This is a genomic window from Mesorhizobium sp. CA8, assembly GCF_020164955.1.
Classification (GTDB): domain Bacteria; phylum Pseudomonadota; class Alphaproteobacteria; order Rhizobiales; family Rhizobiaceae; genus Mesorhizobium.
This window is the reverse complement of the sequence record NZ_JAIUHG010000002.1, coordinates 219,220-236,739: the sequence shown is the minus strand read 5'-3', so window position 1 is coordinate 236,739 and position 17,520 is coordinate 219,220. Positions and strand designations below refer to the sequence as shown.

The 17,520-nt window shown below is 63.9% G+C and carries 20 protein-coding genes and 2 pseudogenes; 8 read left to right on the top strand and 14 right to left on the bottom strand.

Going from position 1 to position 17,520, the window contains the following annotated elements; genetic code table 11:
- Window positions 1-47: 47 nt before the first annotated feature.
- Complete coding sequence (locus LB553_RS04100) at window positions 48-872, top strand: YmdB family metallophosphoesterase (protein WP_140546534.1); 825 nt, start codon at window positions 48-50, stop codon at window positions 870-872.
- Between the two features lie 80 nt (window positions 873-952).
- Window positions 953-1,720, top strand: a complete 768-nt coding sequence (locus LB553_RS04095) for a TerC family protein (protein ID WP_224510896.1) — start codon at window positions 953-955, stop codon at window positions 1,718-1,720.
- Window positions 1,721-1,773: 53 nt separating this feature from the next.
- On the opposite strand, the pseudogene LB553_RS04090 reads toward LB553_RS04095, so the two are convergent.
- From LB553_RS04090 to LB553_RS04075, 4 genes and pseudogenes are all read right to left on the bottom strand, one after another.
- Window positions 1,774-2,185, bottom strand: a pseudogene (locus LB553_RS04090) (SRPBCC family protein); the annotation flags it as partial.
- Between the two features lie 23 nt (window positions 2,186-2,208).
- Window positions 2,209-2,571 (bottom strand): hypothetical protein, encoded by a 363-nt coding sequence (locus LB553_RS04085; protein WP_224510895.1) that lies wholly within the window; start codon window positions 2,569-2,571, stop codon window positions 2,209-2,211.
- A 30-nt stretch (window positions 2,572-2,601) separates the two neighbouring features.
- A complete protein-coding gene (locus LB553_RS04080) occupies window positions 2,602-2,994 on the bottom strand; it encodes a VOC family protein (RefSeq protein WP_224510894.1) in 393 nt (130 codons plus the stop codon).
- A 43-nt stretch (window positions 2,995-3,037) separates the two neighbouring features.
- Complete coding sequence (locus LB553_RS04075; protein WP_224510892.1) at window positions 3,038-3,520, bottom strand: SRPBCC domain-containing protein; 483 nt, start codon at window positions 3,518-3,520, stop codon at window positions 3,038-3,040.
- Between the two features lie 51 nt (window positions 3,521-3,571).
- On the opposite strand from LB553_RS04075, the gene LB553_RS04070 reads away from it, so the two are divergent.
- The 3 genes from LB553_RS04070 to LB553_RS04060 all read left to right on the top strand — a co-directional run bounded on the left by LB553_RS04070 (window position 3,572) and on the right by LB553_RS04060 (window position 5,178).
- Window positions 3,572-3,895: an ArsR/SmtB family transcription factor gene (locus tag LB553_RS04070; RefSeq protein WP_224510890.1), complete on the top strand. Its 324-nt coding sequence runs from the start codon at window positions 3,572-3,574 to the stop codon at window positions 3,893-3,895.
- A 203-nt stretch (window positions 3,896-4,098) separates the two neighbouring features.
- Window positions 4,099-4,848, top strand: coding sequence for a YebC/PmpR family DNA-binding transcriptional regulator (locus tag LB553_RS04065; RefSeq protein WP_140841722.1), 750 nt, complete (start codon window positions 4,099-4,101; stop codon window positions 4,846-4,848).
- 18 nt (window positions 4,849-4,866) lie between these two features.
- Window positions 4,867-5,178, top strand: coding sequence for a SelT/SelW/SelH family protein (locus LB553_RS04060; RefSeq protein WP_224510888.1), 312 nt, complete (start codon window positions 4,867-4,869; stop codon window positions 5,176-5,178).
- A gap of 35 nt (window positions 5,179-5,213) precedes the next feature.
- Here the strand turns inward: LB553_RS04060 and LB553_RS04055 are convergent.
- Window positions 5,214-5,689 (bottom strand): annotated as a pseudogene (locus tag LB553_RS04055) (DUF1772 domain-containing protein).
- Window positions 5,690-5,806: 117 nt separating this feature from the next.
- On the opposite strand from LB553_RS04055, the gene LB553_RS04050 reads away from it, so the two are divergent.
- The gene (locus LB553_RS04050; RefSeq protein WP_224510886.1) at window positions 5,807-6,448 is read left to right on the top strand and encodes a TetR/AcrR family transcriptional regulator; all 642 of its coding nucleotides are present in this window, start codon (window positions 5,807-5,809) and stop codon (window positions 6,446-6,448) included.
- A gap of 195 nt (window positions 6,449-6,643) precedes the next feature.
- Here LB553_RS04050 and rpmE read toward each other — a convergent pair whose 3' ends face one another.
- Window positions 6,644-6,865 (bottom strand): 50S ribosomal protein L31, encoded by a 222-nt coding sequence (gene rpmE, locus LB553_RS04045; RefSeq protein WP_040974396.1) that lies wholly within the window; start codon window positions 6,863-6,865, stop codon window positions 6,644-6,646.
- 206 nt (window positions 6,866-7,071) lie between these two features.
- Here rpmE and LB553_RS04040 point away from each other — a divergent pair, with 206 nt between their 5' ends.
- Window positions 7,072-8,874 (top strand): ABC transporter transmembrane domain-containing protein, encoded by a 1,803-nt coding sequence (locus LB553_RS04040; protein WP_224510884.1) that lies wholly within the window; start codon window positions 7,072-7,074, stop codon window positions 8,872-8,874.
- A 36-nt stretch (window positions 8,875-8,910) separates the two neighbouring features.
- Here LB553_RS04040 and LB553_RS04035 read toward each other — a convergent pair whose 3' ends face one another.
- Window positions 8,911-10,395: a carboxypeptidase M32 gene (locus tag LB553_RS04035; protein WP_224510882.1), complete on the bottom strand. Its 1,485-nt coding sequence runs from the start codon at window positions 10,393-10,395 to the stop codon at window positions 8,911-8,913.
- Window positions 10,396-10,541: 146 nt separating this feature from the next.
- Here LB553_RS04035 and LB553_RS04030 point away from each other — a divergent pair, with 146 nt between their 5' ends.
- Window positions 10,542-10,895, top strand: a complete 354-nt coding sequence (locus LB553_RS04030; RefSeq protein WP_224510881.1) for a DUF1304 domain-containing protein — start codon at window positions 10,542-10,544, stop codon at window positions 10,893-10,895.
- Window positions 10,896-11,061: 166 nt separating this feature from the next.
- Here LB553_RS04030 and LB553_RS04025 read toward each other — a convergent pair whose 3' ends face one another.
- The 7 genes from LB553_RS04025 to LB553_RS03995 all read right to left on the bottom strand — a co-directional run bounded on the left by LB553_RS04025 (window position 11,062) and on the right by LB553_RS03995 (window position 17,520).
- On the bottom strand, window positions 11,062-11,487 hold the full coding sequence (locus tag LB553_RS04025; protein WP_224510879.1) for a hypothetical protein: 426 nt from the start codon (window positions 11,485-11,487) through the stop codon (window positions 11,062-11,064).
- A gap of 251 nt (window positions 11,488-11,738) precedes the next feature.
- Window positions 11,739-12,767: a peptidoglycan -binding protein gene (locus LB553_RS04020; RefSeq protein ID WP_224510877.1), complete on the bottom strand. Its 1,029-nt coding sequence runs from the start codon at window positions 12,765-12,767 to the stop codon at window positions 11,739-11,741.
- Window position 12,768: 1 nt separating this feature from the next.
- Window positions 12,769-13,791: a MotA/TolQ/ExbB proton channel family protein gene (locus tag LB553_RS04015; RefSeq protein WP_224510875.1), complete on the bottom strand. Its 1,023-nt coding sequence runs from the start codon at window positions 13,789-13,791 to the stop codon at window positions 12,769-12,771.
- Between the two features lie 112 nt (window positions 13,792-13,903).
- Complete coding sequence (gene trhA, locus LB553_RS04010) at window positions 13,904-14,596, bottom strand: PAQR family membrane homeostasis protein TrhA (protein WP_224510873.1); 693 nt, start codon at window positions 14,594-14,596, stop codon at window positions 13,904-13,906.
- A gap of 214 nt (window positions 14,597-14,810) precedes the next feature.
- Window positions 14,811-15,611 carry an inositol monophosphatase family protein gene (locus tag LB553_RS04005; protein WP_224510871.1) on the bottom strand — a complete coding sequence of 267 codons (801 nt, stop codon included), beginning with the start codon at window positions 15,609-15,611 and terminating at the stop codon, window positions 14,811-14,813.
- A gap of 36 nt (window positions 15,612-15,647) precedes the next feature.
- Complete coding sequence (gene efp / locus LB553_RS04000) at window positions 15,648-16,214, bottom strand: elongation factor P (protein WP_224510869.1); 567 nt, start codon at window positions 16,212-16,214, stop codon at window positions 15,648-15,650.
- Between the two features lie 127 nt (window positions 16,215-16,341).
- On the bottom strand, window positions 16,342-17,520 hold the full coding sequence (locus LB553_RS03995; RefSeq protein WP_224510868.1) for a tetratricopeptide repeat protein: 1,179 nt from the start codon (window positions 17,518-17,520) through the stop codon (window positions 16,342-16,344).

Sequence of the window (17,520 nt, the reverse complement as noted above, 5' to 3'; positions counted from 1 at the left end):
GTCTTCGCGGAAGTCATGCAGCTTGGCAGACTTCGGCTCGGGATCGTATGAGACTTCTCTTCCTCGGCGATATGGTTGGCAAAACAGGGCGCACGGCAGTCTGGGAGCAGCTGCCGGGGCTGATTTCCGACTTCAAGCTGGATTTCGTCATCGTCAATGGCGAGAACGCCGCCGGCGGCTTCGGCATCACCGAGGAGATCTTTCGCGAGACGCTCGCGGCCGGCGCGGATGTCGTCACCACCGGCAACCACGTCTGGGACCAGCGCGACGCGCTGATCTTCGCGCCGCGCGAGGAGCGTTTTCTGCGTCCCTCCAATTTTCCCAGGGGCACACCTGGCCGCGGTTCGGGCGTCTACATTGCCCGCAATGGCGCACGCGTGCTGGTCGCCAACATCATGGGCCGCGTCTTCATGCATCCCGAACTCGACGATCCGTTCCAGGCCGGCGAGCGTGAGCTTGCGGCCTGTCCGCTCGGCGAGCAGGCCGATGCGGCGGTCATCGATTTCCACGCCGAGGCGACGTCGGAGAAGATGTGCTTCGCGCATTTTGTCGATGGCCGCGCCAGCCTCGTGGTCGGCACGCACACGCACCAGCCGACTGCCGACCATCAGATACTCAATGGCGGCACCGCCTATATTTCGGACGCCGGCATGTGCGGAGATTATGATTCCTCGCTCGGCATGGATAAGGAAGAGCCGCTCAACCGGTTCCTTTCCAAGGTGCCGAAGGGCCGTTTCGAGGCGTCGTCAGGGCCCGCGACGCTCTGCGGCGTCGGCGTCGATATTTCCGACCGCACCGGGCTTGCCGAAAAAATCGCGCCGTTTCGTCGCGGGCCGCGGCTGGAAGAAACGGCGCCGTCCTTCTGGTCGTGACATTGATATAAGCGAGATCAATACCTAACTGGCGACGAAACCCGCGAAAACTGCTCTAGATCGTAGAGGGGACGACCTTCATGCAGCTTGTCGAATTTCTGGCGCCGCACTTTCATTTTGTTTCCGATCCGACCGCGTGGGTCGCACTTTTGACCCTCGTGGTGCTCGAGGTCGTGCTCGGCATCGACAATCTGATCTTCATCTCGATCCTGACCAACAAGCTGCCGGAAGCGCAGCGCGCCCGCGCGCGCCGGCTGGGCATTTCGGCGGCGCTGATCATGCGCCTGATCCTGCTCGCCACGATCTCGATCATCGTGCAGCTGACGACGCCGGTGTTCACCGCCTTCGGCCACGGCTTTTCGTGGCGCGACCTGATCCTGATCGCCGGCGGCCTGTTCCTGGTCTGGAAGGCGACCAAGGAAATCCATCACACGGTCGATCCGCAAGACCATCAGGACACGATGGTCGGAGGCACGCTGCAGATGAGCCTTGCCGGCGCGATCTTCCAGATCCTGCTGCTCGACCTTGTCTTCTCGATAGATTCCATCATCACCGCCGTCGGCATGACCGACGAGATCGCCATCATGTATATCGCGGTCATCGTGGCGGTGAGCGTGATGATGCTGGCGGCGACGCCGCTCGCCAATTTCATCGCCAGGAACCCGTCTATCGTCATGCTGGCGCTTGGCTTCCTTTTGATGATTGGCATGACGCTGATCGCCGACGGCATGGGCTATCACGTGCCCAAGGGCTACATCTACGCCGCCATGGGCTTTTCCGCGCTGGTCGAAGGCCTCAACATGCTGGCGCGGCGGCGTAAGAGGCAGAGGTCTGGCGAGGGGCACTGAGGCTTGCCACCACGCCGGCGAGCCGCTAGGCCGAAACACCCTTCGGGTGACGGCGTCAGGCCCTGTTCCAGCCAGGCCTTGGCGCCGGCGAGCACCAGCGAGAAGCCGTCGGTGGATCCGACCGCCTGCTTGACCTGTTCGTCGGCGGAACCGGCGAAGCCGAAATTGCGGACTTCGAGGAAGGTCGCTTCATCGAGCAATTTGGCGAAGGTCCAGACGACGGTGGTCGGCGGATCGCTCCACCGCATGACGATCTTCTCGTTGGTGACGATCTCGCTCACCTCGACCTTGGTCGAGACGCCATACATGCGCCACTCCCATTCGACCGGCTTGCCCTCATCCAGGCGGCCGCTGGAATGCGTGAACCAGAATTTCGTGGTGACCGCCGGATCGACGATGGCTTCGAACACCTCAGCGACCGGTCGACATGGCGGTTTCGGCGATGGGAGGTTCTCTGAGCTCCATACGACTTTCCTTTCCGACAGGATTCACCAGGCGTCCGGCTCACGCACCAGGTGAATGATGTTGGCCGGGTTGGTGATCCAGCCGCCACGAAAGCCTTCACCCAAAGGCTCTATTGCGTCGCAGCGCACGACACCAGCCTTGGCAAGATGCGAGGCCGCGCTCTTGAAGTCCGGTGTGAAAAGCTCCAGCCAGATTTCAGCCTGGCTCATCATCGGCGCCTCGTCGATCCAGAGGCGATTGGGACCAAGTTCGAAACCGATCGCCGGCGCCTTGGCCGTAAACGGCTTCAACCCCACAACATCGCGATAGAAGGCGATCGTTGCCTCGTATTGGTGCGACGGCACCTTCATGGCGATGTTGATGCCGCCGGTAATCTCGGTGTCCATTGCCGATCCTCTTGATTGCGTTGGATGTCGTTACGGCAGGTTGATCTGCCAGGAGACGCCGAAGCGGTCGTTGAGCCAGGCGAAACGCTGGCTGAAGCCGTAATTGCCGGTCGGCATCAGGAAGCTGCCGTCCTTGGAAAGAACGCCGACGATCCGCTCGAGCTCCTCTTCGGACGAGCAGTCGACAAAGAAGGAAAGGGACGGCGTAAAGGTGAAGGCGTGGTGGACGGGGCTGTTGTAGATCCTGACCTCGACGCCGCCGATTAACGCGCGCGCCAGCTTGAGCATTCCTTCGGCCCCGTCTTCGCCCGAGCCATAGCGCATGATGTCGAGGATCTGGCTGTCGGGAATGGTCTCGCAATAGAGGGTCATGGCCTCCTCGGCCTTTCCCTCGAACATCAGGAATGGCGTTGCTTTCGTCATCGGGCGACCTCTCCTGCCGGATATCGGGACCTGAATGTCAGCCTCAGGTGTTGGTCTCGTTGGCCGGCTCGCCGCGCAGCTCGCTGCAGTAGTAGCCGTCGCGCAGATTGATGCCGTATTCGAGATAGGCCTTCATGCAGGCCAGCATCTGCGACCAGCCCTCGCAATTCAGGTACGATTTCTTCAGGCCGGTCTCGCCTTCATGCCAGCCGGACTCGGCGATGGTGACGAAGGTGCCGCCGTCCTCAAGCGGCTCGAAATTCATTTCGATACGGGTCTTGTAGGCGGGCTTGCCGTCGGCGTCTGTTGCGTCCCAGCGCAGCACGATGCGCTTGTCCTTCGTTACCTCGCCGACCTCCACCGGGACAGACTTCCACCAGGTGACAGTGGTGCCGGCGACAAGCGGAGCCGAAGCGCCGCCTATGGTGGTGAAATAGCCGCTGAGCTTTGTCGGATTGACGACGGCATCGAAGACCTCGCCGACCGGTTTGCCGATGCGTCCGGAAATCCTGAATCCCAAGGACATATCCACAGCTCCTTCCTTGCTGCTCGAGACGATATGTTATAGAAATATAACATGTCAAGTCAAACCTCCGACGACCATGTTTTCAAGGCCTTGGCGCACCCGCGCAGGCGTGAATTGCTGGATCGCCTGAAGGATCAGCCGCAGACCACCGGCGCGCTGTGCGAGGCTTTCCCGGACATGGACCGCTGCACCGTGATGATGCACCTGAAGGTGCTGGAGGAGGCCGATCTGGTGGTGGCGAAGCGTGAGGGGCGCGAACGCTGGAACCATCTCAATGCGCTGCCGATCAAGCAGATCCACGACCGCTGGATCAGCCAGTATGCCGGCCACGCCATCAGCATTCTCGATCGGCTGAGGTCCGATCTGGAGGGGTGAGGGGCCGGCTCAACGCCGAAGTAAAGGCGCGTCTGGACGAATTGAGCCGATTTATCTATAAGCCGGCCATTCCGACAAAGAGCGCCGCGTGCCTTAGCAGGCATGCCCGGGACGTTCTGAAAGATTGAATTCGAGCATTTTGCCGAAGATGCGGTGACGACACCTCGCTTCGAGATGCTCTAGCCGAACACGACAGGGGTGCCATGGCTGGCCATTCGCAGTTTAAGAACATCATGCACCGCAAGGGCCGCCAGGACGCGGTGCGGTCGAAAATGTTTTCCAAGCTGGCGCGCGAAATCACCGTCGCCGCCAAGACCGGCACGCCGGATCCGGCGATGAACCCCAGGCTGCGCCTTGCGGTGCAGAACGCCAAGGCCGTGTCGATGCCGAAGGACAACATCCAGCGCGCCATCAACAAGGCGTCCGCGGGCGACGCGGAAAATTACGAGGCCGTGCGCTATGAAGGCTACGGCCCCGGCGGCGTAGCGCTGATCGTGGAAGTGCTGACCGACAACCGCAACCGCTCGGCCTCCAATGTGCGCGCCGCCTTCACCAAGGCCGGCGGGGCGCTCGGCGAAACCGGCTCGGTGTCGTTCATGTGGAACCGCGTCGGCGAAATCTATTACCCGGCCTCGGCCGGCAGCGCCGACAAAGTGATGGAAGCCGCAATCGAGGCCGGCGCCGACGATGTGGAGTCGGACGAGGAAGGTCACACGATCTATTGCGCCTTCGAAAATCTCGGTGAAGTGTCGAAGTCGCTGGAGGCCGCGCTCGGCGAAGCGGAATCGGTCAAGCCGATCTGGCAGCCGCAGAACAACGTCCCGGTCGACGAAGAGCGGGCGCAGTCGCTGATGAAGCTGGTCGCCACGCTCGAGGACGATGACGACGTGCAGAGCGTCTATGCCAATTTCGAGGTCGACGACGAGACGATGGCCAAGCTCAGCGCGGCCTGACCGGCTACGCGACACGACATGAGCGAGAAGCCGTTGCCCGTCATCCGTATCACCTATTGCACGCAATGTCACTGGCTGCTGCGGGCCGGCTGGATGGCGCAGGAGCTGCTCTCGACCTTCGGCACCGATCTCGGCGAGGTGACGCTGGTGCCGGGCACCGGCGGCATCTTCACCATTGCCTGCAACGATCAGCTCATCTGGGAGCGCAAGCGCGACGGCGGTTTTCCGGACGCGGCAAAACTCAAGCAGCTGGTTCGCGACGTCATCGACCCGGAGCGGGATCTCGGCCACGCTGATCGCAAACCGCACAAGAAGACGGGCCCCGCCTGAGGCGGGGTCTTTTGCATTCGCGCGGGCTGCTCACCTCAGATCAATGCCATGATGAAGCAGGCCATCGCCACGATCGCGGTGATGGCCCGGACGTGGTTCCACATCACCCATTGGCTCAGATGGTTCGCCCACACGGCGGCGCCGTTGGCGCTCTGCGGATCGACGGCGGCCAAAGCGTCGTTGAGCGGCACGTTGAAGACTATGGTCACGATCGGGTTGCCGACGAAATAGATCACGGCGCCGGCAAGCAGCCAGTACGAGCCGGACTGGCTCCAGCCGAAGAAAACACCGGCAATCACACCAGGCAGATCAGGCCAGTGCCGAACAGCGCGGTCATGAAGGTCGGCGTGATCACCGTGACGTTGATCGAATTCATCGCCGCGATGCCGCTTGGGACGGGCAGCCGGGCAAGTGCTGCCATGACGAAATTCGAGAAGGCGAAGAAGACGCCGCCGACGACGCCGGAGCCGATCGCGGCGATGAAGGTGAGGGTAGGAAGAAGTTTCATCATCTCAGTTGCTCCAGGTGCTGGGTTACGAAGCGTGATAAATCCTCATATTTGCAAAATGTGATGAACCCTCGTATTTTGCAAGTCAAGCCGGTTTTCGGAAAATCGCCGGAGAGAGCCATGGATGATAAAGTCACCGCCAAGCCGGACCAGGCCGCCATCGCTTCGCCGCGTCGCTCGCCGAGCCAGCAACGCAGCCGCGAGCGGGTCGAGCGCATGCTTGCCGCCGCCTCGGCGCTGATTGCCGAGCAGGGCAGCGATGCGATGCGCATGGGCGAGGTTGCGGAGCGAGCAGGGGTGTCGATCGGCTCGCTCTACCAGTTCTTCCCGGACAAGCGGGCGATCGTCTGGGCGCTGGCCGAGCGCTACACGGCCGAAAGCCAGGCCTGCATTTCCACGGCGCTGAAGGATGTCAGCGATGCTGAAGGCCTACGGAAGTCGTTTTCGGAATTGGTCGATATCTATTACCAGCTGTTCCTGGCCGAGCCGGTGATGCGCGACATATGGTCGGGCACGCAGGCCGACAAGGCGCTGCGCGAACTGGAATTGGCCGACAGCCGGGCCAATGCCGAATTTTTGGTTGCGGCGCTGAAACGAATTCGCCCCGATGCCGATCCGGTCGAACTGGAGACGACCGCGTTTCTCGTCTGGCAGACGGGCGAGGCGGCCATGCGGCTGGCGATCTCGGTCGACCGCGACGAGGGCGACAGGCTGGTCGCGGCTTACAAGCGCATGGCGCTGAGAGAGCTGGTGGGCGGGTAGGAACGATTCCGCAGCGTCGCAAGGCTTGGACACCTCTCCCCACTTCGTGGGGCGAGGAACCTTGAACTTTCAAGCGCCGGCGCTGCCCCTCATCCGCCCTTCGGGGCACCTCCCCGTAGAACGGGGAGAAGAACGAAACTGGCCACAAAAAACCCGCCTCGAAGGCGGGTTTTTCAAATCTGCCGATGTATCCGGCTAGAGCCCGAAGCCCTCGAAACGCTTCTTGAACTTCGACAGTCGGCCGCCGCGGTCGAGCAGGGTCTGCTGGCCGCCGGTCCAGGCCGGGTGCGTGGTCGGGTCGATGTCGAGGTTCATCGTGTCGCCTTCCTTGCCCCAGGTCGAACGGGTCAGGTATTCGGTGCCATCGGTCATGACGACCTTGATGGTGTGGTAGTCGGGATGGATATCGGCCTTCATTGTCGTGTTTCCTGGCTGCCGGCGCTGGCAACGGGCCTAAAGGCCTGCGTCGATGCGCCCCTTTTTAAAACTCGAAGCCGCAGCTAATGAAAAGCCACGGCTTCTAAAACGGTCGGCGAGCCTATACATCAGCCGGAATTGAATCACAAGGCCGCGGCGGGCGCATATTGAAGCGCTGTCCCGCCAAGCGGCCAGAGGAAACGCTCATGGCGGAAATCGGTGGCAGCGCAAGCGAGCGCAGACGCTCGGTCCGGCCGCTCCGCAGCCTCTTTCCCTACGTTACCCGCTACCGGAAGCTGGTAATAGGCGCCATCATCTCGCTGATCGTGGCGGCAGTGACGACGCTCGCCTTGCCGATGGCCGTGCGGCGCATGATCGATCACGGTTTCCAGGCCGCGGGTTCCACCTTTATCGCGGAATATTTCGCGGCACTGGTACTGATGGCGGCGCTGCTCGCGGCCGCCTCGGCCAGCCGCTACTATTTCGTCATCACGCTCGGCGAGCGGGTCGTCGCCGACATCCGCCGCGACGTTTTCTCCCATGTCACGACACTGTCGCCCGCCTTCTTCGATCGCGCGCATTCGGGCGAGATCGTGTCGCGGCTTGCCGCCGACACCACCCAGGTGAAGTCGGCCGTCGGCGCCACCGCCTCGGTCGCGCTGCGCAACTTGATCCTGGGCCTCGGCGCGGTGGCGATGATGGTCGTCACCAGCCCAAAACTCTCCGGCCTGGTCATTGCAGCAATCCCTGTGATCGTGCTGCCGCTGGTCGCCTTCGGCCGCTCGGTGAGGCGCAAGTCTCGGCAAGCGCAGGATACGCTCGCCGAAGCCACCGCCTATGCCAGCGAGCAGATCGGCGCGGTGCGCACGCTGCAGGCCTTCACCAATGAGAAGCTGGTCACCGGCCGTTTTGCGGACGCTGTCGACGCCGCCTTCGAGGCGGCGCGGGCATCGGTGTTCGCGCGTTCGTTCCTGACTTTCTTCGCCATCTTCATGATTTTCTCCTCGGTGGTGGCGGTGTTGTGGTTCGGCTCGCGCGATGTGCTTGCCGGCACGCTGTCGCCGGGCACGCTCGGCCAGTTCCTGCTCTATTCGGTGTTTGCCGCCGGCGCGCTCGGCGCGCTGTCGGAGGTGTGGAGCGAGCTGTCGCAGGCGGCGGGTGCCGCCGAGCGGCTGACCGAGATCCTGGCCGAGACGCCGACGATCCAGCGGCCTGCCGATCCCGTTCCGCTGCCGGCCACGGCCAAGGGCGCGATCAGCTTCGACGACGTCTCCTTCTCCTATCCGGCGCGGCCGGACCGCGCCGCGGTGCATGGCCTGAGCTTCCAGGTGAAGCCGGGCGAGACGGTGGCGATCGTCGGGCCTTCGGGCGCGGGAAAAAGCACCGTCTTCTCGCTGATCCTGCGCTTCTACGACCCCGAGAGCGGCCGCGTCTTCATCGACGGCGTCAATGTACGCGAGGCCGATCCGGCCGCCATCCGCCAACGCATCGCGATCGTGTCGCAGGACGTCACCATCTTCGCGGCAAGTGCTGCCGACAATATCGGCTTCGGCCGGCAGGGCGCCAGCGAAGCCGAGATCGAGGCCGCGGCCAAGGCGGCCCTTGCCGATGAATTCATCGCCAGGCTCGACAAGGGCTATGACAGCCAGGTCGGCGAGCGCGGCGTGACGCTGTCCGGCGGCCAGCGCCAGCGCATCGCGATCGCCCGGGCCATTCTGCGCGACGCGCCGATCCTTCTGCTCGACGAAGCGACCTCGGCGCTAGACGCCGAGAGTGAGACGCTGGTGCAAAAAGCGCTGGAGCGGCTGATGCGCGGCCGCACCACCATCGTCATCGCGCACCGGCTGGCGACGGTGCTCAAGGCGGACCGCATCCTGGTCATGGACAGCGGGCGCATCGTCGAGGAAGGCACGCATCAGAGCCTGGTCGCCAAGGGCGGCATCTATACGCGGCTCGCCAAGCTGCAGTTCGAGACCGGAGCCAGCGCCTTCAAAGGCGCGGCGGAGTAGGCACGCCGCACCCAGCTGGTTTCAACCTGCCGCGGGTCAGTTCCCGTAGCGCTTGCGCAGATGTTCGGTGAAATAGGAAGCGTTGAGCTTCTCGCCAGTGGCGCGCTTGAGCAGGTCCGGCGTCGACCAGCGTGAGCCCTGCGACCAGATCTTTGCGCGACGCCAGTCGTTGATGGCGCTGAAATCGCCCTTGGCGAGGTCCTGGTCGGCGGACGGATGCTCCCTGGTCAGCGCTGCCCATTGCTGCGCGGCCATCATGGCGCCCAGCGTGTAGGAGGGGAAATAGCCGAAGGCGGCGCCCGGCCAGTGCACATCCTGCATCGGGCCGTCGGCGGGATTATCGATGGTCGAGAGGCCGAGATAGTCGCGCATCTTGGCATCCCATGCCTCCGGCAGGTCGGCGACCTCCAGCCGGCCGGATACGAGCTCCTGCTCCAGCTCGTAGCGCAGGATGACGTGCAGCGGATAGGTGACCTCGTCGGCGTCGACCCGGATCAGGCCACGCTCGACATGGTGGACATGCGGCAGGATGTCGTCGATCGACCAGGCTTCGCCGAGGTGTTTTTCGACTACCGGCAGCGCCCAGCGCCAGAAGGCCGGGTTGCGGCCGATCTGCTTTTCGACGAACAGGCTCTGGCTCTCATGCACTGCCATGCCGCGCGCCTTGCCGAGCGGCCAATGCGACCAGGCTTTCGGCAGATTTTGCTCATAGAGCGCATGACCGGTCTCGTGCAGTACGCCCATCAGCGCCGACAGGAAGTCGGAGGTCTTGTAGCGGGTGGTGATGCGCACGTCGCTCGGCACGCCGCCGCAGAAGGGATGGTGCGACACCGAGAGCGACCCATGGGTGAGGTCAAAGCCGACGGCCGCCATCATGGCAAGGCCGAGCTCGCGTTGCCGGTCAATGGCGTAGCTGCCGGAGAGCGGCTTCAGCGGATGTTTCGCCAGCCGCGCATCCTGCACGGCCAGCGCATGCGGCAGGAAATCCTTGAGAAAGGCCTTCAGCTCGGCAAACACCGGCGTGATGTCGGCGGCGCGGTTGCCGGGATCGTACTGCTCCATCAGCGCGTCATAGGGGGCCAGGCCGAGCGCGTCGGCGCGCAAGGCGGCTTCCTCGCGCACCAGGGTCACGACACCTTCCAGCGCCGGCAAGAAGCCCGCCCAGTCGTTCTTGGCGCGCAGGTCGCGCCAGAGCTGCTCGGAGCGCATGCGCGCCACCGTCTGGCGCTCGACGAATTCGACAGGCAGGCAGGTGAGGTTGGTGTATTGGCGATGCAGTTCCCTGACCGCCGCCTGTTGCTCGTCGTTCAGCGGCTCGGCCTCGGCGGCGGCGATCCAGTCGCCGATCTCCGGCGCGGTCGCTTGGGCGTGCAGCATGCCGGCAAGCAAGGACATCGCCTCGGCGCGCTTTTCGCCGCCGCCGACCGCCATATGCGTCGCCTCGTCGGCGCCGAGGATGGCCAAAGCATGCTCGAGCGCTTCGAGCTTGTGGCCGAGTTGATCGAGTTTCTGGAAGGACATGATGGGTTCCGGCTGTAAATGGGCTGGCGCGAAAAGATACCAAGGCGCGAAGCTTGGCAACCCTGGTCGGCAAGGCCAGGGTCGGCCTGTCTTGCGCGGCGGCGTGGACGTGTAGTCAATGCTTGTCCGAACAAGCGGAGGAGACGATGATCGGCGATATCCTGGTCGGGCTGGTGGCGCTGATCCATTGCTATATCGTCTATCTGGAGATGGTGCTTTGGGATACGCCGCGCGGCTGCAAGGCGTTCGGGCTGACGCCGGAGTTCGCCAGCGCCTCGAAGGTGCTCGCCGCCAACCTGGGGCTCTACAACGGCTTTCTCGCCGCGGGCCTGATCTGGGGTCTCTATCTCGGCGCCGGCGGGTTTCAGATCAAGATGTTCTTCCTGCTCTGCGTCGCCATCGCCGGCCTCTACGGCGCGGCGACCGTCGGCCGCAAGGTCCTGTTCGTCCAGACGGCGCCGGCGGTACTTGCCATCATCGCGCTTTGGCTCGGCCTATAGAAACGCCGAACCGCTCTATCTCTTTGTTTCTACGCAATTCCGGACGGAAAACCGCTCGCACTTTTCCTGGAATTGCTCCAATCGAAGCAGGACGCGGTCGAAAATTGGCGCCCCCGGGCCAGGTCCCGTGGGCGCCAGGTGGTCCCTTCCGTTTCCTCCGAAGAGGTCAGCCGTTCGGGTAATTGCCGCCGTCGGAGCCGTCGCCCATCATGATGCCGCTGCCGGTGTCGTTCATCAGCCTCTGGTCGACATTGTCGAGGCGGCGCAGCAACTGACGGTATTGCGCGGACGGTATCCTGCCGTGATCCGAAGCCGCGACGTGCTCCGCGGCCTGGCTGATATGCGCGGTGCGCATATGCAGCCGCTGCGCTTCGGCGGCCGAAATGTTGTTTGCCTGGCGGGCGTCGGCGATGCCCTGATCCACGCCCTGGACCTGATCGATCAGACCGCTCACGCGGGGTCCGACAAAATCGGCTGGAGGGGTCGCGTCGAGAAGTCCCTTGTGGTGCCCGGCCGCATAGGCGCCGGCGAGCGGGGCCGCGATCAGCGCAGCAGCCAGGATTACTGTCGTGAGAGATGTTGAAGCGCGCATGGCGGCGCATCCTCCGATAGGGAAGGTAGCGGCCCTGCCGCATTGCCTTCCGACCTTTCAGGGCCGTCCGGTTCCGTCGCGTCGCGATGGGTGGCACCGCCGGCGGTTCCCGGCCCTGCCCAGCAAATTAGGTGCGTCGATTTGCGAAGTGTAATTAAAAAAAGATAATGTTTACAGGGCTTGCCGACGGGACTTGGCACGCTAAGTATTCAGCCGACGAACAACTTCCCGTGACTTGGCGTGATGATAGCTCACCGTTCGGTGAGCTTCAGTTCAATGCGGCGGTTCTTGCTGCGCGCCTCGTCGGTGTCGGCAGGATCAAGCGGCTGGAACTCGCCGAAGCCGGCGGCCACCAGCCGGTTGGCGGGCACGCCGTTCTCGATCAGGAACTTCACCACCGAGGTGGCGCGCGCGGTCGACAATTCCCAATTGTCGCGATAGCGGCCGGTGCCGGAGAGCGGCTTGTTGTCGGTATGGCCGTCGACACGCAGCACCCAGCTGATCTCGGGCGGAATTTCCTTCTGCAATTCGATGATGGCGTCGGCAAGCTTCTTCATCTCGACCTTGCCGGCGTCGTTGATCACGTCGGAGCCGGTCGGGAACAAGACCTCCGACTGAAAGACGAAGCGGTCGCCGACGATACGGATGTTCTCGCGGTCGGCGAGGATCTCGCGCAGGCGGCCGAAGAAGTCGGAGCGGTAGCGGTTGAGCTCCTGCACGCGCTGCGCCAGCGCGACATTCAGGCGGCGGCCGAGATCGGCAATCTTGGTGTTGGAGTCGCGGTCGCGCTGCTCGGAGACGTTGAGCGCGTCTTCCAGCGCGCCGATCTGCTTGCGTAGCGCCGCGATCTGCTGGTTGAGGATCTCGACCTGGCTCAGCGCCTGCTGGCTGATCTGGCGCTGGTTGCTGAGCTCGCCGGAAAGCTGGTCCGCCCGCTTGTTGGCCGCGTCGCCGGCGCCGGCCCCCTGCGCCAGCAATTGTTCGAGGCGGCTCTTTTCGGCTTGCGCGGCCGAGAGCGATGCCTGGAGATTGGCGAGCGTATCCTCCTTATCCTGGCTGTTCGTGCGTTCAAGCGCCAGCAACTGGGTCAGCTCGTTGATCTGCGAGTTGAGGCGGTTCAGCACCGCGTCCTTGCCGGAGATCTCGCGGCTGAGCAGGAACTGCGCCAGCACGAAGACGGTGAGCAGGAACATGATCGCCAGCAGCAGCGTCGACAAGGCGTCGACGAAGCCCGGCCAATAGTCGATGCGGCGGTCGGTGCGCCGTCTTGCCAGCGCCACGTCAGTGGACCCCTTGCTTCTTCAGCGCGTCGGCGATCTTTTCCAGCGTGTTGCGCATGGCCTTCTGCTCGTCGGACTGGGCCTCGACCCAGTCGCGCATGATCTGCTGCTCGGAGCGCATGTTCTTCACCAGCCCAGAGATTCCGTCGGCAAGATTGGCCATGGCGGTGGCGACGCGCGGATTGGAGCCGCCGCCATTCTCCTGCAGGCTGCGCAGCCGCTCCGACAAGAGCCGGATGTCCTCGGAGGATTCGGTGGCTTTCGACGTGTCGGACACGACGATGTCCGACGACAGATCGGTGACCGAGGACAGCCAGTTCTCGAGCTCGGTATAGAAGCGGGTCTGGGCGCGGCCGGCCTGCAGGTCGAGGAAGCCAAGCACCAGAGAGCCCGAAAGGCCGAACAGCGAGGACGAAAACGCGGTGCCCATGCCGGCGAGCGGCGCCGACAGGCCCTGCTTCAGCGCATCGAGCACGGCGGCGGCATCGCCGGTGCCCGGGTCCAGCGCCTCGATCGTCTCGCGGATCGAAGCGATGGTGTTGAGCAGACCCCAGAAGGTACCGAGGAGGCCGAGGAACACAAGCAGGCCGACCAGATAGCGCGAGGTGTCACGGCTCTCGTCGAGGCGGGTGGCGATGGAATCCAGCATCGTGCGCATCGACGAGGTGGAGAAGGCGATCGTCGACGAGCGGCCGATCATCGCCTTCATCGGCGCCAAAAGCACCGGCTCGGTGGTTTCGGAGCCGGCGCGGAAGGAATTGACCCACCGCACCTCGCGGAACAGCCGTCCGACCTGGATGAAGGCAAGCAGGATGCCGACCGCCAGCACGCCGACGATCAACCCGTTGAGACCCGGATTGCTGGAGAAGGCGGTCGAGATCTGGCGGGTGAGGATGGCGGCGATGAAAGCGACGATGATCAGGAAGATCACCATGGTGAGCAGGAAGACCTGCGGGCTCGACAGCTTGTGGGGATCATAGACCAGGACGTCCGATCGCCTGCCGAAGGATCTGAGAAAAGCCATCCGTGCCCCGTTTCCGATGCCACCGCCGCAGAATTGCCGCGACTCTAAACGGAATTGTGACCAAATTGAATGGCGCTTGGCAATATGGCCCGATAGGGCCCGCGCCACAGGCCTAGAACCGGTTGACGACTAGGCAGTCGACCATGGCGGCCAGGTGGAGGCCGGCGCCGGTGACGACGAAGCCGTGCCAGACGGCATTGTGGAAGCGCAGGCCCTTCCAGGCGAAGAAGATGACGCCCAAGGAATAGACGATGCCGCCGGCGACGAGCAGCGCCACCGAGGTCGTCGGCAGCGTCTGGACCAGCGGTCCGGCGAGCACGACGCCGCTCCAGCCGATGGCGAGATAAAAGACGATGGCCAGCCGGTCGTAGCGGCCGGGCAGGAACATCTTGATGGCGATGCCGGCCGCCGCCGCGCTCCATACGACGATGATCATGGGCAGCGCCAGGGGCGAGTTGTCGAGCTGGGCGAGGAAGGGCGTATAGGTGGCGGCGATCAAAAGATAGATCGCGGCATGATCGAAACGGCGCAGGATCCATTTCGCCGGCCAAGACACCGGCCACAGATTATAGGCCAGCGAAACCGAGAGCACGGTGAGCAGTGACACCACATAGAACACCGCGGCGACATATTCGCCCGGGCCAGAGTGGAAGGCGGCCAAGGCCAGGAAAGCCGAGCCGGCGGCGATCGCCAGCACGATGCCCACCGCGTGAACGATGCCGTCAGCAATCATTTCGGCGCGGGAATAATGCCAGCGCCCCACAAAGGGGATTTCAAGCTTTGTATCTGGACGCGCGTCGTTCATGAATGATCCTGCAACACCTAATCTGGGCGCTCGCGGACCAGTATTTCAAGCTTCGGTTGCGGTTTTGCGACTAAAGGCGCGCGTCCTTTCGACGCGCAAAGGACGCTTTAAAGCGCGTCGCGCTGAACGGACTCAGGCGACGCGCTTTAAGTCTTTGTTTTGATGCATGTCGTCGTCCCAAAACCGCTGCACACTTCTGGGCGACATGCATTAATCAGCGAGCAGCCAGTGGCTTCTTCACGGTTTTCAGCAGCGCGCGCTGGATGAACTCGTTGCCGGCGACGACCTCGCCACTGTCCATCATGTCCTGTCCGCCATTCATGTCGGAGGCGAAACCGCCGGCTTCGCGCACCAGAAGGATGCCGGCGGCGATGTCCCAGGACGACAGGCCGGTTTCCCAGAAACCGTCCATCCGTCCCGCTGCGACATAGGCAAGATCGAGCGCCGCCGAGCCCAGGCGGCGGACTCCGGAGACTTCGGCCATGACATTGCGCAGCTCGATCAGAAAATTGCCGTGCTGGCCGCGGCCGAGATGCGGCACGCCGCAGCCGATCACGGCATCGGTCAGCTTGGAGCGCCCGGCAACGCGCAGGCGGCGATCGTTCATGAAGGCACCGCCGCCGCGCTCGGCCGTATAGAGCTCGTCCATCGCCGGATTGTAGACGACGCCGGCGACGATCTGGCCCTGGCGCTCGAGCGCGATCGACACGGAGAAGAGCGGAATGCCGTGCAGGAAGTTGGTGGTGCCGTCGAGCGGGTCGACGATCCAGCGGTGCTGGGCGTCCTCGCCTTCGACGGCGCCGCGCTCTTCCATCAGGAAGGCATAGCCCGGCCGCGCCTTCGAAAGCTCGGCGAAGACGATCTCTTCGGCCTTGCGGTCGGCCTGGCTGACATAGTCGCCCGGTCCCTTCATCGAGACCTGCAGGTTCTGCACCTCGCCGAAGTCGCGCGACAGCGAGCGGCCGGCCTTCATCGCGGCTTGGACCATGACGTTGAGGAGAGCGGAACGCGCCATTTTTTCTTCCTGGCTTGTCTTCCTACCGGCCGGCGCTCAATCGGCGCGGCGCATATAGGTGATTTCGTTGGTATCGACGACGATGCGCTCGCCGGCCGAGATGAAGGGCGGCACCAGCACGCGGATGCCGTTTTCCAGCACCGCCGGCTTGTAGGATGAGGCCGCCGTCTGGCCCCGCACCACCGGGTCGGCTTCCGTGATGGTCAGCGTCACCTGGTCGGGCAGCGAGATGCCGATCGGCCGGTCCTCGTAAAGCTGTACCGTCACCATCATGCCGTCCTGCAGGAAAGCGGCGCGCTCGCCGACAAAGTCCTTCGCCAGCTCGAGCTGCTCGTAGCTTTCGGTGTCCATGAAGACCAGCGCATCGCCCTGCTCGTAGAGGAACGAAAAATCCTTCAGGTCGAGCCGGATCTGCTCGACGGTCTCGGCCGAGCGGAAGCGCTCGTTGAGCTTGGTGCCGTTGATCAGGTTCTTCAGCTCGACTTGGTTGTAGGCGCCGCCCTTGCCGGGCTTGACGGTGTTGGTCTTGACCGCCACCCACAGCCCGCCATCGTGCTCGATGACATAGCCGGGACGGATTTCGCTGCCACTGATCTTGGCCATGATGAACTGATCCGGATGAGATTTTCTGGCGCAGGTCGCGCTTTGGCGCCTCCAAGACCACAAATCGCCCATAGTGGCAAGGGAGGGACCCCAAGGCGACCGGACATGCCGTGCGTGGCGTCAGGCGTCAAGGCAGGCGATTTGCCTTCTGCAGCGCCTGCTTGGTCTGATCATCGTCGAGGCCCTGCAGGAAATCGTCCATCTGCGGGTCGATCAGCCCGGCCCGGCGGGCGACGATGTACCAGGCGCCGGCAAGGATCAGGTCCGGATCGGTGCCGATGCCGCCCATATAGAGCTTGGCGAGGCGGTTCTGGGCGGCGACATTGCCGCCTTGCGCCGCCCGCTTCATCCAGGCAAAGCCCGATTTCAGGTCGCGCCCGCCGCCGCGTCCCTCGATCATCCAGGTGGCAAGGTCGATCTGGGCGGTGTCGTAGTTCTGCCTCGCGGCCTGCGCCAGGAGAAGACGCGCCTGGGCATCGTCATGCGGCTTGCCGCCGGCGCCGTTGGCATAGAGTTGCGCCATCGCATATTGGGCATCGGCAAGGCCGGTGGCGGCCGCGCGCTCGTAATAGACAGCGGCCTTGGCAAGGCCGCCATCGCCTGGATCCTGCTGGACGAGCAACTGGGCGAAGTTGAACTGCGCGAGCCGGTTGCCGGCCTCGGCCGAGGCCTGCATCAGCGCGAAGGCGCCCTTTTCGTCCTTCTTCACGTAGCGGCCGTCGAGCAGCATCAGCGCATATTGGAACTGCGCCTCCGGCACGCCCTGTTCGGCCGCCAACGCATACCATTTCGCGGCCTCGGCCGGATTGAGCGGCATACCCAGTCCGCGCGACAGGATTTCGGCCACGAGCGTCTCGGCCGCCGGATCGCCGTTCTTGGCGCGCTCCATGGCAAGGTTGTAGGCGGTCTTGTAGAGCCCGCGCTGGAAGGCGCCATAGGCGGCGTCCGGCTGCTTGGCACCGAAGCGGTCGGGATTGATGGCATCGGCCGATGGCGGCGTCATGGTGGCCGGCTGCGGCAAGGTGTTCTGGATCGGCTTGTCGATATGCGGAGCGGTGCCGAACTTGCTCGGATCCGGCGCGCCGGCGTCCGGCTTGGCTCTGTCCAGTTTGCCCGTGTCCGGCGTGCCCGTATCCGGCGTGCTTGCATCCGGCTTGACTGCATCCGGTTTGGCTGCGTCGGGCGCGCTCTTGTCCGGCGCGCTCGTCTCCGGCCGCGGCTGCGGCAGCGGGACGGTCTCGGCCGCCATCGCCGCCTGCGCAAGCAAGCCGGCCAGGACCACCAGGCAAGGGCCGTGCAGGCGCAT